The organism is Stenotrophomonas sp. ZAC14D2_NAIMI4_6 (genome assembly GCF_003086875.1).
Classification (GTDB): Bacteria; Pseudomonadota; Gammaproteobacteria; order Xanthomonadales; family Xanthomonadaceae; genus Stenotrophomonas.
On sequence record NZ_CP025996.1, the window covers coordinates 2,047,584 to 2,069,025 of the forward strand.

Annotated in this window: 22 protein-coding genes; all 22 read right to left on the reverse strand. The window is 67.5% G+C overall.

The genetic code is table 11. The features are described from left to right. The 22 genes from C1933_RS09355 to C1933_RS09460 all read right to left on the reverse strand — a co-directional run bounded on the left by C1933_RS09355 (position 1) and on the right by C1933_RS09460 (position 21,417). Entirely contained in the window at positions 1–654 is a 654-nt protein-coding gene (locus tag C1933_RS09355) for a 4Fe-4S cluster-binding domain-containing protein (RefSeq protein WP_108753029.1), read from the reverse strand. Positions 655–656: 2 nt separating this feature from the next. Beyond that, the gene (locus C1933_RS09360) at positions 657–2,489 is read right to left on the reverse strand and encodes an AAA family ATPase (RefSeq protein ID WP_108753030.1); all 1,833 of its coding nucleotides are present in this window, start codon (positions 2,487–2,489) and stop codon (positions 657–659) included. A 305-nt stretch (positions 2,490–2,794) separates the two neighbouring features. Next, positions 2,795–4,912, reverse strand: coding sequence for a bifunctional diguanylate cyclase/phosphodiesterase (locus C1933_RS09365; RefSeq protein ID WP_108753031.1), 2,118 nt, complete (start codon positions 4,910–4,912; stop codon positions 2,795–2,797). 168 nt (positions 4,913–5,080) lie between these two features. Beyond that, positions 5,081–5,872 carry a flagellar biosynthetic protein FliR gene (gene fliR, locus C1933_RS09370; protein ID WP_108753032.1) on the reverse strand — a complete coding sequence of 264 codons (792 nt, stop codon included), beginning with the start codon at positions 5,870–5,872 and terminating at the stop codon, positions 5,081–5,083. A gap of 13 nt (positions 5,873–5,885) precedes the next feature. Continuing rightward, on the reverse strand, positions 5,886–6,155 hold the full coding sequence (locus C1933_RS09375) for a flagellar biosynthetic protein FliQ (RefSeq protein ID WP_005413254.1): 270 nt from the start codon (positions 6,153–6,155) through the stop codon (positions 5,886–5,888). A gap of 69 nt (positions 6,156–6,224) precedes the next feature. After that, positions 6,225–7,001, reverse strand: coding sequence for a flagellar type III secretion system pore protein FliP (gene fliP / locus C1933_RS09380; protein ID WP_108753033.1), 777 nt, complete (start codon positions 6,999–7,001; stop codon positions 6,225–6,227). 1 nt (position 7,002) lies between these two features. Next, positions 7,003–7,410, reverse strand: coding sequence for a flagellar biosynthetic protein FliO (fliO, locus tag C1933_RS09385; RefSeq protein WP_108753034.1), 408 nt, complete (start codon positions 7,408–7,410; stop codon positions 7,003–7,005). Further along, positions 7,407–7,742: a flagellar motor switch protein FliN gene (gene fliN, locus C1933_RS09390; RefSeq protein ID WP_108753035.1), complete on the reverse strand. Its 336-nt coding sequence runs from the start codon at positions 7,740–7,742 to the stop codon at positions 7,407–7,409. The genes fliO and fliN overlap by 4 nt, the downstream gene beginning before the upstream one ends. Next, positions 7,739–8,743, reverse strand: a complete 1,005-nt coding sequence (gene fliM / locus C1933_RS09395; protein ID WP_108749556.1) for a flagellar motor switch protein FliM — start codon at positions 8,741–8,743, stop codon at positions 7,739–7,741. Before fliM ends, fliN begins: the two co-directional genes overlap by 4 nt. Positions 8,744–8,753: 10 nt before the next feature. Next, positions 8,754–9,269 (reverse strand): flagellar basal body-associated FliL family protein, encoded by a 516-nt coding sequence (locus C1933_RS09400; protein ID WP_108749557.1) that lies wholly within the window; start codon positions 9,267–9,269, stop codon positions 8,754–8,756. A gap of 150 nt (positions 9,270–9,419) precedes the next feature. After that, positions 9,420–10,601: a flagellar hook-length control protein FliK gene (locus C1933_RS09405; protein ID WP_108753036.1), complete on the reverse strand. Its 1,182-nt coding sequence runs from the start codon at positions 10,599–10,601 to the stop codon at positions 9,420–9,422. Further along, positions 10,601–11,068 (reverse strand): flagellar export protein FliJ, encoded by a 468-nt coding sequence (fliJ, locus tag C1933_RS09410; protein WP_108749559.1) that lies wholly within the window; start codon positions 11,066–11,068, stop codon positions 10,601–10,603. Before fliJ ends, C1933_RS09405 begins: the two co-directional genes overlap by 1 nt. 3 nt (positions 11,069–11,071) lie before the next feature. Further along, positions 11,072–12,454: a FliI/YscN family ATPase gene (locus C1933_RS09415; RefSeq protein ID WP_108749560.1), complete on the reverse strand. Its 1,383-nt coding sequence runs from the start codon at positions 12,452–12,454 to the stop codon at positions 11,072–11,074. Continuing rightward, positions 12,451–13,092 carry a FliH/SctL family protein gene (locus C1933_RS09420; RefSeq protein WP_108753037.1) on the reverse strand — a complete coding sequence of 214 codons (642 nt, stop codon included), beginning with the start codon at positions 13,090–13,092 and terminating at the stop codon, positions 12,451–12,453. Before C1933_RS09420 ends, C1933_RS09415 begins: the two co-directional genes overlap by 4 nt. Further along, entirely contained in the window at positions 13,089–14,075 is a 987-nt protein-coding gene (gene fliG, locus C1933_RS09425) for a flagellar motor switch protein FliG (protein ID WP_108751550.1), read from the reverse strand. The genes C1933_RS09420 and fliG overlap by 4 nt, the downstream gene beginning before the upstream one ends. A gap of 7 nt (positions 14,076–14,082) precedes the next feature. Continuing rightward, positions 14,083–15,729 carry a flagellar basal-body MS-ring/collar protein FliF gene (fliF, locus tag C1933_RS09430; RefSeq protein WP_108753038.1) on the reverse strand — a complete coding sequence of 549 codons (1,647 nt, stop codon included), beginning with the start codon at positions 15,727–15,729 and terminating at the stop codon, positions 14,083–14,085. A 12-nt stretch (positions 15,730–15,741) separates the two neighbouring features. Beyond that, complete coding sequence (fliE, locus tag C1933_RS09435) at positions 15,742–16,107, reverse strand: flagellar hook-basal body complex protein FliE (RefSeq protein ID WP_108749563.1); 366 nt, start codon at positions 16,105–16,107, stop codon at positions 15,742–15,744. A gap of 419 nt (positions 16,108–16,526) precedes the next feature. Further along, positions 16,527–16,943, reverse strand: coding sequence for a hypothetical protein (locus C1933_RS09440; RefSeq protein ID WP_108753039.1), 417 nt, complete (start codon positions 16,941–16,943; stop codon positions 16,527–16,529). A gap of 178 nt (positions 16,944–17,121) precedes the next feature. Then, entirely contained in the window at positions 17,122–18,630 is a 1,509-nt protein-coding gene (locus tag C1933_RS09445) for a sigma-54 dependent transcriptional regulator (RefSeq protein ID WP_108753040.1), read from the reverse strand. Then, positions 18,627–19,004 carry a response regulator transcription factor gene (locus tag C1933_RS09450; RefSeq protein WP_049460600.1) on the reverse strand — a complete coding sequence of 126 codons (378 nt, stop codon included), beginning with the start codon at positions 19,002–19,004 and terminating at the stop codon, positions 18,627–18,629. Before C1933_RS09450 ends, C1933_RS09445 begins: the two co-directional genes overlap by 4 nt. A gap of 14 nt (positions 19,005–19,018) precedes the next feature. Next, positions 19,019–20,428, reverse strand: coding sequence for an RNA polymerase factor sigma-54 (gene rpoN, locus C1933_RS09455; protein WP_108753041.1), 1,410 nt, complete (start codon positions 20,426–20,428; stop codon positions 19,019–19,021). A 356-nt stretch (positions 20,429–20,784) separates the two neighbouring features. Next, on the reverse strand, positions 20,785–21,417 hold the full coding sequence (locus tag C1933_RS09460) for a response regulator transcription factor (protein WP_049460605.1): 633 nt from the start codon (positions 21,415–21,417) through the stop codon (positions 20,785–20,787). Between the last annotated feature and the right edge of the window lie 25 nt (positions 21,418–21,442).

The following is a 21,442-nucleotide window of genomic DNA, read 5'->3' on the forward strand; positions in this document are numbered from 1 at the left end:
TTACTCCACGTCTTCGCCGCTGGGGGCGTGCGCGCTGGTCTGCAGGTGATGACCCTGCGCGCGCAGCATTCCGCGCAGGCGCAGCAGGTCGTTGTGTCGGGGGATGCCGGCCATCCACAGGCTGCCGTCCTCGTCGAACATGATGTCCAGCACCTTGTCGGAGGGCAGGATCGGGCGCTCAAGCTCGGACAGCCGATCACGGCCAAGGTCGGTCAGCAGGCTCAACCGCTGGTTGTCGCTTCCACGCAACGCGCGGGTCTGCCCGGCATCCGCCAGGTAGGGGTCACTCATCAGGCCGTCGATCAGGCCTGCTGCACGGTGCAGTGGCGCCTGCAACGCTTCCAGCGCATGGCCGCTGTAGACCAGGATGTCGCCCGGGCCGCGCGAGCGCAGGCCGCGCAACAGGGCCAGGAGTGCATCGAACTGGTCGAACGGCTCGCCGCCGGAAATGGTCACCCCGTCGGCCTGCTGCCACCACGGTGCAAGCTGCTCAAGCAGCACGTCCACCTCGATGCGGCGATGCCCCGGCCCCCAGGTATCGGCCGATATGCAGCCGGGGCAGCGGATGCTGCAGCCCTGGAACCAGATGCCCAGCCTGTGGCCCGGCCCCAGTGTGGTGATGGGGAAATGCACGCGCGACAGGCTGACCTGCATGCTCAGGCCCGTTCCACGGCCAGCCCGCCAGGCTGCACGGCGGTGATGACGAAGTGCTCGCCGGCTTGCGCGTCCTGGTCGAACAGGCTGCGTGCCAGCGGGTTCAGCAGACGCGCCTCCAGTTGGTTGCGGATACCGCGGCCGCCGTTGGACAGGTCCTGCAGGCACTGCGCCTGCAGCGTGGCGCGCGCTTCTGCGGCCAGGGTCACCGTCAACTGCTGGGCATGCAGGTCGTGCAGGGTGGCATCCACCATCTGCTCGAAGATCTGCACGGCGACCTCAACGCGGATGAAATCGAAAACAATGATGTTCTCGCCGATGCGGTTCAGGATCTCCGGCCGGTTCAGCACCAGCTTGAAGTGGCGGTCGATCTCGGCGTGGACCTTTTCCTGCACCTGTTCGAACGCTTCGCCGGGCAGCACATTGGCCACCCGTTCACCATGTTCGCCCTGGCGATAGATGCCAAGATTGGAGGTGAAGACGATCAGCGCCTCGGAAAAATAAACGCGGTCGCCGCGACCGGAGGTGAGCACACCATCGTCGAGTATCTGCAGGAATTTGTCGAGAATGCGCGGATGGGCCTTTTCGATCTCGTCGAACAGGACCACGCTGAAGGGCTTCTCGCGGATGGCATTGGTCAGCTCGCCGCCAACGTCGTAGCCCACGTAGCCGGGCGGGGCACCAATCAGCCGCTGGTCGGCGTGCTCGGCACTGAACTCGGACATGTCGAAACGGATGTACGCGCCCTCGTCGCCAAACAGCAGGCTGGTGACGGTCTTGGCCAGTTCGGTCTTGCCGACACCGGTGGGCCCGGCCAGGAAGGCCACGCCGCGTGGCCGGTTGCCCTTGCGGCGCGCGCCGACGCCGGTCATCGCGCGCTTGACGATGTCCAGCATGTGGGTCACGGCGTGGTCCTGGCCCTTCACCCGCTGCTGCACATAGTCCTGCGCTGCACGGATGCGCGGGCGGTCGATGCGAAGCCAAGGGTCTTCGGTGACGCCGATCTTGTAGCGGCGTACCGCGTCACTGATCTGTTCCATGCCCACGTTCTCGACCCGGGCCAGTTGCGTGATGGCGGTAAGGTCCAGCAGCAGCAGGCCCTCGGTTTCGGTGACAAAGGCATCGACCGCTTTTGCCATGGCATCGGGCGTGGCCGTAGCCGCACCGGCCAAACCCTTCAGCAGGGCGGGCGCCAGTGCGCGGCGTACCTGCTGGTCGGGCTTTGCGACGGAAACTGCGCGGATGCGGGGGTTGGCCACCACCAGCCAATCGGGCAGATCGCCTTCCTTCTCCACGATCCACAGAATGCTGTTGAAGAACGGTCTGCGCGCCGCTGTGGCCGGACGGCTGCGGGCCTGGTGGGCCAGCACCAAGGCCTGGGTGAACAACTGGTGTTCGGCGGCACTGAGATTGTCGCTGCGTACGGTCAAGCGCGAGGCAAAATCGACAATCAGCGCAATGGGATCGCCGCTTCGGCTGACCAAGCGTGGCAGGGTGGCGGAAAGCAGGTCGATGCCGGCCGGCGCGGCGCCGTTGGCTGGGGTCAGCCCCAGCTCGCGCAGCAAGGCATCGCCGTCGGTGGGCTCTGCGCCTGCGCGGCTCAGAACGCGGAAGCCGGCCAGCGGGTCCCAGCCGAGGACGTGGCTGAAGCCTTCGTCGAGCAGGGTGGTGCACAGGTGCTGGTTGAAGCCCTGCGCGGTGACCAGGCCGGGCTGTAGTTCGCCGGCCTGCAGATCTCGCACATTGCCGGACAGCACGAACTGGCTCTTCAGCGGCAGGAAGCGAAGCAGGTCACGGTGCCAGCGCGGACTTTCGAATGAACTCTTCCCTGACATACGCATACTCCATTCACCGATGTTCCGGGAAAGCGTATTGCGCATGCCGGGCAATTGCCAGCCGCGCTGGCCGCGGCTGGCTTCCCAGCGCGGGAAGGGCGCGAATGTGCCAACCAAGGTTGGCACCTACCAGAGCAGGGCGGTTGGCACCTACCAGAGCGGGGTGGCAGCGCCGGGCCATGCCCGGCGGAGGTGGGAAGTGTCAACCAAGGTTGGCACCTACCAGAGCGGGGCGGTAGCGCCGGGCCATGCCCGGCGGAGGTGGGAAGTGTCAACCAAGGTTGGCACCTACCAGAGCGGACGCGTCAGCGCGGCGGTGGGTTGGCCAGCTCTACCCGCGGCCGCGGCAGGTCGTGCAGCTGCATGAAGCGGGCCGGGTCCACCGGGCGCCCCAGCAGGTAGCCCTGCAGGTAATCACAGCCCAGCCGTTCCAGATAGGCGCGCTGGGGGGCGGTTTCCACGCCCTCGGCCACGATGTCCATGTCCAGCGCGTGGCCCAGGGCCACGATGGCCGAGACGATCACCACGTCTTCCGGGCTGTGTTCCAGATCGCGCACGAAGGCGTGGTCGATCTTGATCTCGGTGGCCGGCAGGCGCTTGAGGTACAGCAGGCTGGAATAGCCGGTGCCGAAATCATCGATGGAAATGCCCACGCCAAGCGCCGACAGGCTCTGCAGCAGGCGCAGGCTGGTATCGGTATCGCGCATCACCGTGCTTTCGGTGATTTCCAGCACCAGGTGGCGCGGGGTGATGGCGTAGCGTTCGATCACGTCTTCCACATCGCGCAGCAGGTGCGGCGAACTGAACTGCACCGGCGACAGGTTCACCGACATCGACCAGCCGTCATGGCCGGCATCGTGCCAGCGGCGCAGCTGCTGGCAGGCCTGTTCCAGCGCCCAGCGACCGATATCGTGGATGGCACCGCTGCGCTCGGCCAGGCGGATGAAGCGGTCCGGCGGGATCAGGCCCTGTTCGGGATGGCGCCAGCGGATCAGCGCCTCGGCGCCGGCCACGGCCTGCGAGGCCACGCGGATCTTCGGCTGGTAGTGCAGGAACAACTGGTCGGTACCGATCGCCCGGCGCAGGTCGGCCAGCAGCCGGAACTGCTGTTCGGCACTGTCGTTCATCCAGTCAGAGAACAGCACGAAGGCGTTGCGGCCCGATTCCTTGGCCTGGTACATCGCCGCATCGGCAAAGGCCATCAACTGGCGTTCGCTGGCGGCGTGGTCGGGACAAATGGCAACGCCAATGCTGGCGGTCACCTGCAGTTCGTTGTCGGGCAGCAGCGGGCCGCCGCCCACCGCTTCCAGGATGCGCCGGGCCAGGGTCGGCAGGTCTTCATCGTGTTCGATGCGAACCACCAGCACGAACTCGTCACCGCCCAGCCGCGCCAGCATGTCGTTGGGCCGCAGCAGCTGGCGGGTGCGTTCGGCCACGGCCACCAGCAGGGCGTCGCCGGCCTGGTGGCCATAGGCATCGTTCACCTGCTTGAAGCCGTCCAGATCCATGAACATCACCGCGAAGCGGCTGCCGCGCTGTTCGGCCTCGGCCAGCGCCTGCACGATCCGGCGCTGCAGCAGCAGGCGGTTGGGCAGGCGGGTAAGGGGGTCGTGCAGGGCGGCCTGGGTCAGTTCCTGCTGGGCGTCGGTGAGCGAGGTGCTGAGCAGCGAATTACGCAGCCGCAGCAGCTGCGCCTCCACCCGCTGTTCCAGCCAGGACACCACCAGCACCACCGCCAGGATGGCCACGGTCAGCACCACCACCATCACCGCCAGCCAGGTGCTGCGCAGGCCGTCGCCAACGGCGGCCCCACACACGCTGCCTTCCGGGAAGCGGGCGGCGGCCATGCCGGTGTAATGCATGCCCACGATGGCCAGGCCCAGCAGGCCGGCGGCGGTCAACCGATCAACGTTGCGGGTGTTCTGTGCGCGCAGCCGGAAGGCCACGTACAGCGCGGTCCACGATGCGGCCACGGCCACCAGCAGCGACAGCGCCAGCCACACTGGCTGGTAGTCGATGCCCGGCTGCATGCGCAGCGCGGCCATGCCCACGTAGTGCATGCTGGCAATGCCGGTGCCCATCAGCACCGCGCCGCCGGCCAGGCGGCCATGCGGCAGGGTCTGCAGTGACACCAGCCACAGCGCGAACACCGACGAGGCGATGGCCAGCGCCAGCGACACCAGGGTGATGGGCAGGTCGTAGCCCAGCGGAATGGGCAGGTCGAAGGCCAGCATGCCGATGAAGTGCATGGACCAGATGCCCAGCCCCATGGCAAACCCGCCGCCCAGCCGCCACCACCAGGTGGCACCGCGGCCAGGTGCAGTCACCGTGCGCCCGGCCATGGCCAGGGCGGTATACGAAGCCATGACGGCAACCAGCAGCGAGGTGGCCACCAGCCATGGGTTGTACGTGCCTACCAGCATTCGTCAGTCTCCCGGACCTGCCTGTCAACGGAAAAACTACGGTGGGGCAAGGCTACGGCAAGCGGCCGTACACAATGCGGGCCGCGCGCGGCGTCCCCCTGGTCGCCGCCCATTCACTGTAACGCGTTACAGGGGGGGCAGGGCAATCAACAAGATGTGATGAAGTTCTCACTGAGTGACGGCGCCAGCGGCCTCGAACGCAGCGTCGAACATGCGCTGCACCGGTGGGCCCATTTCACCGGCCAGCAGGGCCAGCAGGAACAGGCCCAGCAGCAGCGATACCGGCAGGCCCAGCTGGATCGGGTTCAGTGCGGGCGCGGCGCGGGCCAGCACACCGAAGGCCAGGTTGACCGCCAGCATGGCCACCACCAGCGGTATGGCCAGGGTGAGGCCGCCGCGCAGCACGGTCAGCAGGAAGGTGGGGGCGATGCTGAAGAACGCATGCGGGTCGGGCAGCGGCGCGCCGATGGGCAGCGCGCGGTAGCTGTCCACCACCAGCGAGATCAGCGCCAGGTGCCCGTTGGCGGTGAAGAACAGCAGGCCGAACAGCAGGTAGAACCACTGCCCGATCACGCCCGAGGTGCCGCCACGCAGCGGATCGCTCATCTGCGCGAAGGCCAGGCCGGTGCCCTGCGCGACCAGTTCGCCCGCCAGCGCGCCGGCTTCGAAGATCAGCCGCAGCAGGAAGCCGATGGACACACCGATGGCCAGTTCGCGGGCAATGGTGAGTACGGTGGCGGCGTCGAAGCCGGCCCAGTCCGGTACCGGCGGCAGCAGCGGGGCCAGCGCGATGGACAGCGTGGCCGCCAGCATTACCCGCACGCGGGCCGGCACCGCGCGGGTACCGACCATGGGCATGGCCATGGCCACCGCGCCGAAACGCAGCAGTGTCCACAGCACGGTGCCGATCATGCCGAAGGCCTGCAGGCCGTCGGCGGCCATCTGGGTGGCGGCGTCCATGGCGGCGCGGTTCCTAGCCGATCAGGTGTGGAATGCGCTGGAACAGCAGCGTGGTGAATTCGACCAGGTGGCCGATCAGCAGGCTGCCGAGCGCAAACAATACGGCGGTCAGCGCCGCGGCCTTGGCCACGAAGGCAATGGTGGGCTCGTTCAACTGGGTCGCGGCCTGCACCACGCCCACCACCACGCCAACCACCAGCACGGTCAGCAGCAGCGGGCCGGCCACCCACAGCACGGTAATCAGGCCGCCACGCAGTTCAGTCAGGGCAAGTTCGGGAGACATCGTTGTTCCATTTGCTTTGGGTAGAGTCGAGCCATGCTCGACTGCTGTGCTCGACTGCTGTTGCTGCAATCAAGCCGGATTGAAGCTGGCCGCCAACGTACCCACGGTCAGCACCCAGCCATCGACCAGCACGAACAGCAGGATCTTGAACGGCGCCGACACCAGCATCGGCGACAGCATCATCATGCCCATCGACATCAGCACGCTGGCCACCACCAGATCGATGATCACGAACGGAATGAAGATCAGGAAGCCGATCTCGAAGGCAGTCTTCAGCTCGCTGGTGACGAACGAGGCCACCAGCACCGGGAACGGAATCGCATCGGGGCTGGCATAGGTGCCGTGGCCGGCAATGCCTGCGAAGGTCATCAGGTCGGTTTCGCGGATCTGTGCCAGCATGAAGGCGCGCAGCGGCTGGGTGGTCAGCGTCCAGGCGGTCTGGAAGTCGATATCACCGTTCAGGTACGGCGCCATGCCGGCGCTCCACGCCTTGTCCCAGGTGGGCAGCATGATCATCGCGGTCAGGAACAGGGCCAGGCCCAGCAGTACCTGGTTGGACGGCGTCTGCCCGGTGCCCAGCGCCTGGCGCAGCAGGCCCAGCACGATGATGATGCGGGTGAACGAAGTCAGCACCAGCAGCATCGACGGGATCAGGGTGATCGCCGTCATCAGCAGCAGGGTCTGCAGCGGCAGGCTGACCGGCGCGCCGCCGATCTTGCCCACGTTTACATCGGGCAGCGACGGCGGTGCGCCCGGCGCGGCAAACGCCAGCGCGGGCAGCAGGCACAGGGCGATCAGGATCAGCCACGGCATCAGGGTGGCGAAGCGGGAACGGGTCACGCGCATGTCAGGGGTCCTTGCGCAGCCGCTGTTGCAGCAGCTGGGCGAAATTCGGCAGGTTCTTCAGGTCCGGCACGCGCACCGGCGCCGGCGGCGGCAGGGGCTCGGACAGGGTGTGGAGGGTGTTGATGCTGCCGGCGGTGACGCCCAGCAGCAGCTGCTGGCCGTTCACTTCCACTACCACCACGCGCTCCTTGGCGCCCACGGTCAGGCTGGCCACCAGCTTCATGCCTTCGGCCGGGCGGAAGCCGCTGCCGGGCAGGCGCTTGAGAAGCCAGCCCAGGCCGATCACCAGGGCCAGCACGGCCAGCAGGGCCAGCACCGCACCGAACAGGCTCGGTGCGGTGGCGGCATGCTGGCCGATCTGCGGCGTTGTCTTCGCAGCGGCCTGCGCGGTGGCGAGCAGCAGGCTCAACGCAGTCTCCGGATCCGCTCGCTCGGGCTGACCACGTCGGTCAGGCGCACGCCGAAGCGGTCGTTGATCACCACCACTTCGCCGTGGGCGATCAGGGTGCCGTTGACGAACACGTCCAGCGATTCGCCGGCGCCGCGTTCCAGTTCCACCACCGAGCCCTGGTTGAGCTGCAGCAGGTTGCGGATCGGCAGGCGGGCGCGGCCGACTTCCAGCGACAGCGTCACCGGCACGTCCAGGATCACGTCCAGGTTCAGGTCCGGACCCTGGGTTTCATCGGCCTGCAGGCTGCCAAACTGGGCCGGGGTCGGTTCGAGGGCGTCGATATCGTTCATTGCGGGTCTTCCTGGATGACGGGTACGCGCGGGCGGGTCCCCGGCGGATGGGTAGCGGTGACTTTCACGGCGTTCATGCCGTTGGCGATGCCGAATTCGCCGGTGAACACGGGAATGTTTTCAACGCACAGCGGCACCTGGGTGTTCAGCTCGATCGGCAGGATGTCGCCCACCTTCAGCTGGGTCAGGTCACGCAGGGTCATGCGCTTGCTGGCCAGCACGCTGGACAGCGTCACTTCGGCGATGTTGAGCTGTTCGCGCAGCATCACGCCCCAGCTGGCATCGCGATCGTTGCGATCGCTCTGGATGCCGGCGTCCAGCAGTTCGCGGATCGGTTCCAGCATCGAGTACGGCAGGGTGACGTGGATATCGCCGCCACCGCCGTCCAGTTCCACGTGCAGGCGGCACACCACCACGTATTCGCGCGGGGTGACGATGTTGGCGAAGTGCGGATTGATTTCCGAATTGATGTATTCGAAATCCACTTCCATCACCGGCGCCCAGGCTTCGCGCAGATCGGCGAAGGTCTGCTTCAGCAGCAGGTGGATCACCCGCATTTCGGTGGCGGTGAATTCGCGGCCTTCGATGCGGGTGGGGTAGCGCCCGTCGCCGCCGAAGAAGTTGTCGACGATGGCGAACACCAGGGTCGGCTCGAATACGATCAGGCCGGTGCCACGCAGCGGCTTGAAGCGGATCAGGTTCAGGTTGGTCGGCACATACAGCGAATGCATGTAGTCGTTGAACTTGATCAGCTCGATGCCGCGCACGGACAGTTCGGCCGAGCGGCGGATCAGGTTGAACAGACCGATGCGCCACAGGCGGGCGAAACGCTCGTGCACCATTTCCAGCGTGGGCATGCGACCGCGGATGATGCGGTCCTGGCTGGCGAAGTCGTAGGAACGTGCTTCGCCGGACGGCGGCTCCGGATCGGTTTCGACCGCGCCGCTGTCCACGCCATGCAGCAGGGCATCGATCTCATCCTGGGACAGCAGGTCATTCATCGGTAGGCCCTTACTGGGTCACGAAGCTGGTGAACAGCAGATCGTCGGCGCCGTTGCTGCCGGTCTCGGCCTTCAGCACTTTCTGCACGGCGGCCAGCGCTTCGCCCTGCAGCTTCTGCTTGCCGGCCACGTCGGCAATCTGCTCGGGGCTGACCTGCGAGAACAGCATCAGCAGGTTGGCGCGCAGTGCCGGCGCATGGGTCTTGATCGCCTCCAGCGCGGCGGCGTCGCGGGTCATCAGCTGCACTTCCACCTGCAGGTAGCGCGGGCCATCAATGGGGCCGTTCAGATTGACCACGAAGGCCGGTTCCAGCGCGAAGTACTGGGCCGGGGCCGGGGTGGCGCCCTTCTTCGGGGCTTCGGCGGTGGCCGGTTCGTGCTTGCTCTGGGTGAAGAACCAGACGCCGGCGCCGGCGGCACCTGCGGCCAGGACGGCCACCAGGGCGGTGATGAGCAGAGGACTGCGCGGCTTGGCGCTCTTGTCCTTGTCGGCGGTCTTCTTGGTTTTGTCAGCGGCTGCGGCCACGGGGTGAAGCTCCTCAGGGGTTGCTTCACAGGGCTATGCAAGGGGTGTGCCGCACTGGCGGGGAAGAGCGGCGACGGAATTCCGTCGGTAGCGCCGGGCCGTGCCCGGCGGACTATCGGGGTGCCGCCGGGCATGGCCCGGCGCTACCGGTTACGCGTAGGCGTCCAGCAATCCGCGCTGGCGGATCAGCTGCGCTGCCGACACCGTGGTGTCGCCCAGCGACGGTTCTCCGTCACCGATCCGGCCGTTGCCGCTGCCGGTGCTCTGGCCCGACGTTCCGCCGTCGCCGCTGTTGTGGTGGCCCACATCGGCGTGGGCCAGCTGGAAGCCCTGTTCGCCCAGCAGTTCGCGCAGCCGCGGCAGGCTGCTTTCCAGCGCCTGGCGCACATCCACGTGCGGGCTGCTGAAGCTGGCATGCACCTTGTCACCGTTCATCTGCAGGCGCACGTCCACCGGGCCCAGGTCTTCCGGGTTCAGGGTGATGTGGGCGTGGCCGATCTTCTGGTCCGCCAGCCAACTGACGCGTGCACCGATGGCCTGGTCGAAACCATCATCGCCCAGCACCGGGGTGGGAGTGGGTTCGCCGTTGAACACCGGCGTGCTGGCCAACGCGGCCTTCAGGTCCTGCAGGGCGGCGGGCAGGGCCACCTGCAATGGTGCGGTCACGCTGCGATCGCTGCCGAACAGGCTGTCCGCATCGTCTGCGCCATCCAGCGCGGTCTGTGCCAGCACCGTGCCGGGCAGCGGCAGTTCGATGGCTTCGCCATCGGCATCCGCTGCGGTAGTGGTGGTGGCTACGCCCGTGGCCGCAGGCGCGGTGGCCGGCGTAGCGGTGGTGGCCGCGGCGGGCAGCGTGGCAAGCGCCGCAGGCGCGGCGCTGGGCAGCGCGTCGGCATCGGTGCCCGTGGCGGTGGGCAATGCAGGCGCGCTGGGATCGGCGACCGGCGCCACCATCAGCGCCAGCCCGGCCAGGCCCAGTGGTGGCCAGGGCGCGTCGTCGCTGTCGGTCGCGGCGTCCTTATCGGTGGCCGGCGCGGGGGTGTCAGTGGTGCTGGCGGCCACCTCGGTCGTTGCCGCATCGGGGTCGGTGGCATCGGTTGAACTGGCTGGCGGGGTACGCGCATCTGCGTTGCCCGCGTCGGCGTTGCTCGCCTTGCTCGCCGGCTTCGACGGGGTGCTGGCGGTCTTGGCCGCAGGCGTATTGCCGCCGCCCTGCAGCATCTGGTCGAAACCGCTGCCGCTGCTGCCGTCGCTGCGGCTGCTGCGCGAGCTGCTGCCGGTGGAACCGGTGGTGCCGGCGGCGGTGCTGTTGCCGGTCAACAGGGAGGGCATCACGCGCGGCCTCCCTGCGGATCGCTGTCCGGGTCTGCGGCCTGCGCCAGGCGCGCGCGGCGTGCGCCGATGTCATCCATCTCGCGCTGGTCGCGGCGGTCGGTCACCACCTTTTCCTGTGCACGGTAGCTGGCGGCCAGCTGTTCCAGCACGGCCTTGTCCCGGCTGGCCAGGATCAGGCGCGCGCGCTCGGCTTCCACTTTCTCGCGGTTGCCGTTCACGGTCTGCTGCTGCTGTTCCACCGCGCTGTCCAGGCGGTCCAGGAAGGCACGGCGGTTGAGCAGCTGTGCCGGGCTGGTGGCGGCCATCTGTGCGTTTGCGTACTCCTCGGCATAGCGGCGCAGTTCATCCAGCCGCGACAGATGGGTATCCAGCACGCGCTGGCGCTCGGCCAGGTCGCGGGCCACCGCGTCTTCGTGTTCCTGCGCCCGCTTAAGCAGCGGGTCGATGCGCTTGGACTGTGTCATGGCTTAGTTCTCTTGTTCCACCAGGCGCTGCAGCGCGGCCTGGCTGTGCGGAAGATCGGCGGCCTTGGCCACGTCCTGGCCGAGGAATTCCATGATTTCCGGCCAGCGTTCCAGTGCTTCGTCGGTCGCAGCATCGTTGCCGCGCTGGTAGGCGCCAATGGCGATCAGATCGCGGTTGGCCGAGTAGGCCGACACCAGGCGCTTCAACTTGCGGATGCGCAGGCGCCACGGCTCGTCGGCGATTTCCGTGACCACGCGGCTGACCGACGATTCCACGTCGATGGCCGGGTACAGGCCACTGTCGGCCACCCGGCGCGAGAGCAGGATGTGGCCGTCCAGGATCGCGCGTGCCGCGTCGGCAATCGGGTCCTGCGGGTCATCGCCTTCGGTCAGCACGGTGTAGAACGCAGTGATCGAGCCGCGCCCCTTGGCGCCGTTGCCGGCACGTTCCACCAGCGCCGGCAGCTTGGCGAACACCGACGGCGGGTAGCCGCGGGTGGTGGGCGGTTCACCCACCGACAGGCCGATCTCGCGCTGGGCCTGGGCGAAGCGGGTGAGCGAATCCATCAGCAGCAGCACGTTCAGGCCCTGGTCGCGGAACCATTCGGCAATGGCGGTGGCGCGGTAGGCGCCGTGCAGGCGCGCCAGCGGTGGGCGGTCGGCCGGGCTGGCCACCACCACCGCGCGGCGCAGGCCTTCTTCGCCCAGGGTGGTTTCAACGAAATCGCGTACTTCGCGGCCACGTTCACCGATCAGCCCGACCACGATCACGTCGGCGGCGGTGTAGCGGGTCATCATGCCCAGCAGCGTCGACTTACCGACACCGGAACCGGCGAACAGGCCCACGCGCTGGCCACGGCCGATCGGCAGCAGCGCATTGATCGCGCGCACGCCCACGTCAAGCGGCTGAGTGATAGGTTCGCGCGCCAGCGGGTTGATCGACACGCCGGCCATGCCGACATGGCCTTCGGCACGGATCGGGCCCTTGCCATCGAGCGGCACGCCGTCGCTGTCGATTACCCGGCCCAGCAGGCCTTCGCCCACTTCCACGCCGCCACGGCGGGCCGAGGGCACCACCCGTGCGTTGGGCAGCAGGCCGTGCAGCTCGGCGCTGGGCATCAGGTAGGTGCGTTCGCCGGCGAAGCCGACCACTTCGGCATCCACCCAGCCACCATCGACCACTTCCACTTTGCAGCTGGCGCCCAGCGGGGCCTCGCAGCCCACCGCTTCCAGGGTCAGGCCCACCGCGCGGCGCAGCACGCCCTCACGGATCAGGCCGCGGCCGTGTGCGGTGTCCACGCGCAGGCTGTCCAGACGGCCGGCCAGGCGCAGGTTGCGGGCCACGGTCCAGTCCGCCGGCGGCGGCAGGTGCGGTTCGGTGTTCATGCATTGGCTCCGGTCTGGCGGATCACCGCATCCAGGGCGCCGCGCAGGCGTGCTTCCAGGGTGCCATCCACGCGCACCGCTTCGGCGTGCACGCGCAGGTCGCCGCGGCTCAGGCTGGTGTCGGGCACCAGCCGCTGCTGCGGTGACAGGGTCAGCAACGGCGACAGCGCGGCGATGTCATCGGGGTGCAGGCGCACTTCCACCTCGCGGGTGGCGCCGCCCACCGCGTCCACGGCTTCACCCACCAGCTGCGCCAGCAGGGCGGGGTCGGCTTCGTAGGCGCGGCCGACCAGCGCGCCGGCAATGCGCACGGCCAGCTCGCCCAGCGCGCCGACTACTTCATTTTCCAGACGCACCAGCGGGCGGCTGAAGTTGTCCAGGATGCCTTCGATCTGCGCGACCAGGCGGCGCACCTCGGCCTGGCCCTGGCCATAGCCATCGCTGTGGCCCTGGGCAAAGCCTTCCTTTTCCGCGCTGTCCTGGATCGCCTGGATCTCTTCCAGCGTGGGCAGCTGCAGCACCGGCTCCGGCTCGTGATCCGGGTCGGGTTCGGTCAGTTCGAACACATCCTCCTGCTCCAGCTCGGGTTCGGGCTGGGCCAGCAAGTCCGGGGCGAGCCAGCGCACGACATTGCTCACAGCATGGCCTCCGCGCTGCCGCCGATGGTGACCGTGCCTTCATCAGCCATGCGCTTGACGATGGCCAGGATCTCGCGCTGCGCGCCTTCCACGTCGGACAGGCGCACCGGGCCACGCGCTTCCATGTCTTCCAGCAGGATTTCGGCAGCGCGCTGGGACATGTTGCGAGTGATCTTGTCGCGCACTTTGATGTCGGCACCGCGCAGGGCCAGGCCCAGGCGCTCGCCGCTGACTTCGCGCAGCACCAGCTGCATTTCGCGATCGTCCAGATCCACCAGATCGTCGAATACGAACATCAGGTCCTGGATGCGGCCGCTGAGCGGCGCGTCGATGCGCGCGATCTCGCCCAGGATCGCCTGGTCCTGGCCGCTGTCCATGAAGTTGAGGATGTTGGCCGCGCACTGCACGCCGCCGATGTTGGACGACTTCAGGTTCTGGTTGCCGGCGAACTGGCGTTCCATGATCTCGTTCAGTTCGTTCAACGCATTGGGCGGAATGCCGTCCAGGGTGGCGATGCGCAGCAGCACGTCCACCCGGGTACGTTCGGGCAGCAGCTTCAGTGCATCGGCTGCCTGGTCGGTTTCCAGGTGGGCCATCACGATGGCGATGATCTGCGGGTGCTCGTTGCGCACCAGGTCGGCCACCGCGCGCGGGTCCATCCACTTCAGCGCGTCCAGGCCGGTGGTGTTGCGGCCCAGCAGGATGCGGTCGATCAGGTTGCCGGCCTTCTCGCTGCCCAGCGCCTGCACCAGCATGTTGCGGATGTAGTCGTCCGAACCCACGCCCAGCGAGGTCTTCGAGCCCAGCTCCTGGCTGAACTGGTCCATCACCCGTTCCACCTGTTCGCGGGTGATGTCGGTCATGGTGGCCATGGCGATGCCGATCTTCTGCACCTCCTTGGGTTCCATATGACGCAGCACCTCGGCCGCATCCAGTTCACCCAGGGACAACAGCAGCACGGCAGCGCGCTGCACGCCGGTCAGTTGTGCCTCAGTCATTGGCCACCCAACCCTTGACCACCTGGGCCACGCGCTTGGAGTCGGTCTTTACGGCTTCACGGGCCATCCGCAGTCGTTCCTCATATGAATCCACCGGCAGGGCCAGTGCTTCGGCCCCGCCCAGGCTGACCCGGTCGGCGCCCAGCGCCGGCAACGGGGTGCCATCGTCATCCACCAGTTGCACGTCCGCGCTGTGCGGTTCCAGTGCAGCGTCGTCGTCCTTCTTGGTCTGCCCGGTGATGGCGCGCAGGGCAGGGCGCAGCACGCCGAACAGCAGCGCCAGCACCACGATGGCACCCAGCAGCATGCGGCCGGCATCATGCACCCACGGCAGTTCCCACCAGGCCGGGCCTTCCACCGGGGTGGTGTCGCGCACGAACGGCGCGTTCATCACCGACACGGTATCGCCGCGTTCTGCGTTGAAGCCCACGGCCTGCTTCACCAGCGCTTCCACGCGGGTCAGCTCGGCGGCCGACAGCGGCTGCGGGGTCACTTTGCCATTGGCCCCGGCACGCGGCACGTTGTCCACCAGCACCGCCACCGACACCCGCTTGATGCGGCCGGCCGGCTGGCGGGTGTGCTGCAGCGTGCGGTCCAGCTCGTAATTGCGGGTGGCGTTCTTGCTGCTTTCGGTCGGGGTCTGCGCGGTGGGCGGTGCGGCCGGCTGGCCCGGCGGGCTGTTGCTGGTCGCGCCCGGCACGCCCTGCGGGCCCGGCGTGGTGCTGGTGTTCTCGCTCATCTGCTCGCTGCGCAGCTTCTGCGGCTCACCGTTGTAGAGTTCGCGCGCCTCCTCGGTCACCGAGAAGTCCATGTCCACGCTCACTTCCGGATTCACCCGGCCAGGGCCGGTCATCGGTTCCAGCAGTTCGCGGATGCGCTGGTTGAACGAGGTTTCCTGGCGTCGCACCTGTTCGAACTGGGCGGCATTGACCGCCGCTTCGCTGTTGGGGTCGCTCACGCTCAGCATGCGACCGCTCTGGTCGACCACGGTCACCCGTTCCGGGGCCAGGTCGGGAATGCTGGCGGCCACCATGTGCACGATGGCATCGACCTGGCTGCGTTCCAGCTGCTGGCCGCCACGCAGTTCCAGGGTGACCGAGGCGCTGGCGACGTCACGCTGGCGGGTGAAGGCGCTGGGCTTGGGAATGGCCAGGTGCACGCGCGAATCGCGCACCGGGCGCAGGGTGTTGATGGTGCGCGACAGCTCGGTTTCCATCGCGTGCTGGTAGCGCGCGCTTTCCACGAATTGGCTGACGCCGAAGCCAGGATCGCGCTCCATCAGTTCAAAACCCAGCTTGCCACTGTCGGTCAGGCCGGAACCGGCCAGCTTCAGGCGCGCATCGTGCAGGTTCTTTTCCGGCACGGTGATGCCGCCGGTGGCCGGATCCAGCTCGAACGGAATCTGTGCGGCGCGCAGCAGGTCGGTGGCTTCGGCGGTGGCCTTCTGGTCCAGGCCGGTATACAGCGGCACCATGCCCGGCTTCTGTGCCCAGAAGAACACGGCAAGGCCTGCCGCCACCGCCACGGCGATCATCGCCATCAGACCCAGGCGGCGGGTGATCTGCAGACTTTGCAGCCGATCGAACCACTGCCCGGCCTTCTCGGCGTTCAGGGATTCCTTGGAGAGCGTCAGTGCCATGCGGTTGGATCCTTACAGCGGCATGTTCATCACGTCCTGGTAGGCCTGGACGAGACGGTTGCGGACTTCCACGGTGGCGCGGAAGGCGATCTGGGACTGCTGCGAGGCGACCATGACCTTGGCCAGGTCGGCGCTGGGGTCACCCATTTCGAAGGCCTTGGCCAGGGCGCCGGAGGTCTGCTGGGCGTCGTTCACGCTGGACAGGGCGCCGCGCAGGGTTTCGGTGAAGCTGGGCGGCTGCACCTGCGGGGCATCCAGCACCGCGTTGGGCAGGGCATTGCTGCGCGGCGCTTCGGCCAGCGGGTTGAGCGCGGGCTGTCCCATCTGGGTCTGATAGGAGCGGATCTGGGAAAGGATCGAAGTGACGGAGTGGGACATCTGCAACGGTTCCAGAAACAGGGATGGGGGCGTTCGTCTGGAAGCAGTGCAAGCGGCGTGCCGAAACCGGTTTTTGATTCAGAGTGGTGAGGGTGGGGGTGTGTTCTTGGCGGGGCTTGCAGCCCTGCACCCGCTGTAGAGTCGAGCCATGCTCGACTGAAGCAACGTCAAAAGCTGGTTTCCTGGGGATGGCGGGGTGGGTCCGGATGCGGGGGACGCCGTAAACCCGTCCATGGGGGCTTAGCCGCGCCATCCATGGCGCGGATACCCCCGCAACCGGACCCACCCCGCCTTCGACAGTTCTCTGCGGCCTGTCGGAACGGCATCGTGCTCTGGTAGGTGTCGACCTTGGTCGACACAGTAGATCCACGCCATGCGTGGATGGTGTGGTGTCATTTAACCGGCGTCGGTTTTCTGGCCTAGGGCTGCAGGGTCCAGCGGCCGGAATTCTGGCGCTGCCGGGGCACGATGGGGCCGTCGTGCTGGGTGTAGATGAAGCGGCCCTGGTTCGGGGTCAGGCAGGTCAGCAGCAGGGTGTAGCGGGCTGGGCCGTCGGGGTGGGCTTCGACCATCTGGATTTCCGCGGCGTGCGGGGCCAGGCGCTGGTAGCGGTAGCTGCCGCCGATGCGGATATCGGTGCCCAGTACATCGAGCGTGTAAGCGCTCGTGCCGAAGCTGACCTGCACCATACGCCCGGCGTTCGGGTTGTCGGGCGCATACAGTGGATCGCTGAGGTTGGTGAACTGGCGCTGGTCCAGCGTAGCGGGCAGGGTGCAGTTGGCGGCGGTGGCCAGGGTCGGGCAGAGCAGGGCGATGAGTATTGCTGAACGATGCATGGCGGAACCTCCGTAGGGTGTCCCTGCCATGGTCCGCAGTGCGATGCCGATGTCTTTAGGAAAACGTGCAAATGCAAAAGGGTCGGATCCCTTTCCAGCGGAAAGGGCTCCGACCCCTCTGGGATCGCGCGGGGTCAGAGCCCTCCCTTCGGGAGGGATCTGACCCCGGTGCCGGCGGTCAGCTGGCCAGTTCGGCCGGTTCGCGTTCGATGCCGTACTTGCGCAGCTTTTCCACCAGGGTGGTGCGGCGCAGGCCCAGCAGTTGGGCGGCGTGGGCAACCACGCCCTGGGTGCGTTCCAGGGCTTCGTTGATCAGGCCCAGTTCGATGTTGGCCATGTGGTTGCGCAGGTCCAGGCCGTCGTCGGGCAGGGCTGCCGGGGCGTTGGCGCGGTTCACTGCGATGCCGTGTTCCAGTGCCGGCTGGCTGCCGCTGCCGGGGGTGTGGAAGGAGAAGCTGCGCAGGTCCAGGCGGTCCTCGCTTGTGGCCACCGCCGCCGGGGCGGGGGCAGGCGCCACCGGGGCCAGCGCGGCGTCGCCACGGTAGCGGGCCGGCAGGTCCTGCACGCGCACCGAGCCGCCCGGGTGCAGCACGGCCAGGCGCTCGACCAGATTGGTCAGTTCGCGCACATTGCCCGGCCATTCGTAGCCGGCCAGCGCCTGCAGGGCTTCAGGGGTGAAGCGCACTTCGCCACGGCCGGTGCGGGCCAGCTGCGCGGCGATGGTTTCCACCAGCGCAGGCAGGTCTTCGCGGCGTTCGCGCAGGGCCGGTACGTCGATCGGGAACACGTTCAGGCGGTAGAACAGATCCTCGCGGAACTTGCCTTCGGCAATGCGGGTTTCCAGATCGCGATGGGTCGCGGCGACCACGCGCACGTTGCAGCGGATGGTCTGGTTGCCGCCCACGCGTTCGAAGCTGCGTTCCTGCAGCACGCGCAGCAGCTTCACCTGCATCGGCAGGCTCATGTCGCCGATTTCGTCCAGCAGCAGGGTGCCGCCCTCGGCCATTTCGAAACGGCCCTTGCGCGCGGTCAGTGCGCCGGTGAAGGCGCCCTTTTCGTGGCCGAACAGTTCGCTTTCCAGCAGGTCGGCCGGAATGGCGCCGCAGTTGATCGCAACGAACGGGCCGTCACGGCGCGGCGAGCGCTGGTGGATCGCGCGTGAGACGACTTCCTTGCCGGTGCCCGATTCGCCCAGCACCAGTACGGTGGTGTCGAAGGCGGCCACCTGTTCGATCATGGTGCGCAGGGTGGTCACCGCCGGGCCGGTGCCGGTCGGGCCCTGGTCCTGCACGGCGCCGGCCTGGTGCTCGGCATCCAGCCGCTTCAGGCTGGCACGGCGCAGCAGGGCTTCCATCTGCGCGTGGCGCAGCGGCGCTTCCAGCGGCCAGATGTTGGCTTCGTGCAGGCCATGCTGGTGGGCGAACGTGGCGGCATCGCCATCGGCCAGCAGCACCGGCGGCGGCAGGCTGCTGCCGCCCAGCCACGCGTACAGCGCGGTGCTGGCGGGGCTTTCGTCCAGGCTGCCGACGATCACCGCCATCCAGTCGTTCTGGCGCTGGCGGCCCAGGTCGAAATCGGCCGCGTCGGAGACCCAGCGCGGGTTGAAATCCATGAATTCCAGCAGGGCAACGGTGCGCTCGGCGCGCACGGCATCGTTGTCCAGTACCAGGATGCGCGATTCGCTCACGATCTATCCTCCCTGAGGCCTTCCAGGATCGGCATGACTTCCTGGATATAGGACAGCTTGCTGACGAAGTTGTCGGCGCCGGCGCGCAGCGCGTGTTCGCGGTGCTCGACGTCGTCGAAGTGGCTGGCAATCACGATGTACGGGGCATCATCCTGCGATTTGATCAGGCGGGTGGCCTGCAGGCCGCCCATTTCCGGCATGGCCAGATCCATCAGCACCACCTGCGGGCGCAGGCTTTCCGAGCGCTCGATCGCTTCCAGGCCGTTACCGGCGCTGCCAACGATCTGCAGCCAGTCGATCTTGCGGAAATGACGCATGGCGGCGTTGATGAAACCTTCATGGTCATCGACCAGCAGCACTGTGAGCTTGTTCATGTCCAACATCCTTTTCAGCCCACCCGGGCCAGCTGGGGTTGCCTGGCGCTGATCCGGCGCCGTTCGCGGGCCGGAGCGATATCCAGTTGTTCGCGGTATTTTGCGACGGTTCGGCGGGCAATGTTCACCCCCTGTCGCGACAGCAGGCCGGCGATGGCCTCGTCGGCCAGCGGGCGACCGGCCGGTTCGGCGTCGATCAGGCGGCGCACCATGGCTTTCACGGCCTGCCCGGACACGCTGGCGCCTTCCAGGCGCACGGCGAAGAAGTGCTTCAGTTCGAAGGTGCCGCGCGGGGTCTGCAGGTACTTGCCGGTGGTGATGCGCGAAACGGTGGATTCGTGCATGCCGATCTCTTCGGCCACCTCCTTCAGGGTCAGCGGTGCCATGGCTTCGTCGCCACGTACCAGGAAGGCAGCCTGGCGTTCGACGATGACCCGCGCGGTGCGCAGCAGGGTGTCGTAGCGCATGGACAGGCCGCGGCTGAACCAGCGGGCTTCCTGCAGCATTTCGCGCAGGGCAGGGGCAGCATCGGCGGTGTCGGCCAGGGCCTGTTCGTACTGGCTGTTGATCGACACGCGGCGGCTGGTAGCCGGGTTCAACGCCACCTTCCACTGCTCGTCGGCATGCCAGGCCACCACGTCCGGTACCACGGCCACGTTGCTGTCGGTCTGCAGGCTGTCGCCCGGGCGCGGCTGCAGCGACAGGATCAGGCGCACCGCTTCGCGCACGTCGTCCACTTCGGCATCGTGCTGGCGGGCCAGGGCCAGGTAGTCGTGGGCGGCCAGGGCGTCGAGCGCACCTTCCAGAATGCGCCCGGCCAGGTGACGGCCCGGAACCAGGCCCTGCAGGCTGTACAGCTGGGCCAGCAGGCATTCGCGCAGGTCCTGCGCGGCCATGCCGGCCGGTTCGCCGTGCAGCAGCTGCTGGCGGATGGCTTCCACGCCTGCGGCGTCGACATCGAACTGGGCGCTGGCCAGCAGGTGCAGCTGGGCCAGCGGGGCCTGCAGGTAGCCGGCGTCATCGCAGTGTTCCAGCCAGAACGCGGCGATGGCCAGGCCACGGTCGTCCAGGTCCAGTGCCAGGCGCTGCAGCACGCGCAGCTGCGGATCGCTGGATTCACCGGCGGCAATGCGCGCCATGCGGTCATCATCGCCGTCCTGCCAGCTGGTGCCGGCCACGTCCCACATGGACGATTCGGGCAGCTCGTCGAAGGCCGCCGTTTCCAGGGTGGTGGCGGCGGCGTCGCTGGCGTCGGCAACGGGCGCTTCGGCCTCTTCGATTTCCAGCAGCGGATTGGAATCAAGCAGGCGTTGGATTTCCTGTTCCAGGTGCAGGCCATCGAGCTGCAGCAGGCGGATCGACTGCAGCAGCTGCGGCGTCAGGTGTAGTTGTTGGCCCAGCTGGGTCGAGAGTGCAGCCTTCATCGTGGTTCCCCGGCACCGCTCCCCGGCGCCTTGTGGAACACATCTTGCTTTTGATCCGGCAGGTCCGGAATCGGGGGGTTCCTGAGGCGCTTGGTTGAGTTCCCGACACGCTGTAGGGGAATTCCCTACGAAAGCGCGGGAAGTTGACGATGGCCGCGGCTAAATCGTTGATTGCTGGTGGCGCTGGACGGTCGTCCGGGCCGTTGGTGTGTGGAAACCCGTCATTGCGTGTCAGGGTGACGGCATTCCGGCGCCCGGGGCGGTGGGTAGAGTCGACTGTAAGTCGACTATCGCGCCAAGAGCAGTCGACCAACGGTCGACTCTACCGGACCAGTGCAGTCGACCAACGGTCGACGTTACTCCAGCTCGTGCTGGTGGCGGGCGGCCAGCAGCAACAGATCGTTGGCGCGGCGGCAGCCCAGCGATTCCATCATGCGCGCGCGATGGGTCTCCACCGTCTTCACGCTGATGCCCAGGTCGGCGGCGATTTCCTTGTTGCTTTCGCCCTTGCCGATCTGGCGCAGGATCTCGCGCTGGCGGGGCGACAGCGCGGCAATGCCGGTGGGCTTTTCGCGGCCCAGCATGGGCGCCAGCATCTTGGCCGAGATCTGCGGGCTCAAGAACACCTGGCCGGCATGAGCGGCGCGCAGGGCCAGTTCCAGTTCCTGCGGCGCGGCATCCTTCACCACGAAACCCACGGCACCGCGGTCCAATGCATCGCGCACATGGGCGGCATCGTCATGCATGGTCATCATCACCACCCGGGTGCCGGGTGCGCGCAGGCGGATGTCGCTCAGCGCTTCCAGGCCGGTGCGGCCGGGGAGAGAAAGGTCCATCAGCACCACGTCCGGTGCATGCTGCAGGGCCAGCTGCAGCGCCTGTTCGGCGTTGCTGGCTTCGGCCACCAGCTGCACGTCGGCAAACCCCTGCAACAGCCGCGCCAGGCCAGCGCGAACCAGGGTGTGATCGTCGACGATGAGAACTCGCACAGGCACGCAGCAGGTCCGTAAGGGG

Excerpts from the sequence above, each read along its gene's own strand:
- fliE (WP_108749563.1), bottom strand. The coding sequence starts at position 16,107 with ATGTCCCACTCCGTCACTTCGATCCTTTCCCAGATCCGCTCCTATCAG.
- C1933_RS09355 (WP_108753029.1), bottom strand. The coding sequence starts at position 654 with ATGCAGGTCAGCCTGTCGCGCGTGCATTTCCCCATCACCACACTGGGG.
- fliN (WP_108753035.1), bottom strand. The coding sequence starts at position 7,742 with ATGAACGATATCGACGCCCTCGAACCGACCCCGGCCCAGTTTGGCAGC.
- C1933_RS09450 (WP_049460600.1), bottom strand. The coding sequence starts at position 19,004 with ATGAACAAGCTCACAGTGCTGCTGGTCGATGACCATGAAGGTTTCATC.
- C1933_RS09440 (WP_108753039.1), bottom strand. The coding sequence starts at position 16,943 with ATGCATCGTTCAGCAATACTCATCGCCCTGCTCTGCCCGACCCTGGCC.
- C1933_RS09415 (WP_108749560.1), bottom strand. The coding sequence starts at position 12,454 with ATGAACACCGAACCGCACCTGCCGCCGCCGGCGGACTGGACCGTGGCC.
- C1933_RS09365 (WP_108753031.1), bottom strand. The coding sequence starts at position 4,912 with ATGCTGGTAGGCACGTACAACCCATGGCTGGTGGCCACCTCGCTGCTG.
- C1933_RS09375 (WP_005413254.1), bottom strand. The coding sequence starts at position 6,155 with ATGTCTCCCGAACTTGCCCTGACTGAACTGCGTGGCGGCCTGATTACC.
- fliR (WP_108753032.1), bottom strand. The coding sequence starts at position 5,872 with ATGGACGCCGCCACCCAGATGGCCGCCGACGGCCTGCAGGCCTTCGGC.
- fliM (WP_108749556.1), bottom strand. The coding sequence starts at position 8,743 with ATGAATGACCTGCTGTCCCAGGATGAGATCGATGCCCTGCTGCATGGC.
- C1933_RS09405 (WP_108753036.1), bottom strand. The coding sequence starts at position 10,601 with ATGCCCTCCCTGTTGACCGGCAACAGCACCGCCGCCGGCACCACCGGT.
- rpoN (WP_108753041.1), bottom strand. The coding sequence starts at position 20,428 with ATGAAGGCTGCACTCTCGACCCAGCTGGGCCAACAACTACACCTGACG.
- fliF (WP_108753038.1), bottom strand. The coding sequence starts at position 15,729 with ATGGCACTGACGCTCTCCAAGGAATCCCTGAACGCCGAGAAGGCCGGG.
- fliP (WP_108753033.1), bottom strand. The coding sequence starts at position 7,001 with ATGCGCGTGACCCGTTCCCGCTTCGCCACCCTGATGCCGTGGCTGATC.
- fliJ (WP_108749559.1), bottom strand. The coding sequence starts at position 11,068 with ATGACACAGTCCAAGCGCATCGACCCGCTGCTTAAGCGGGCGCAGGAA.
- C1933_RS09360 (WP_108753030.1), bottom strand. The coding sequence starts at position 2,489 with ATGTCAGGGAAGAGTTCATTCGAAAGTCCGCGCTGGCACCGTGACCTG.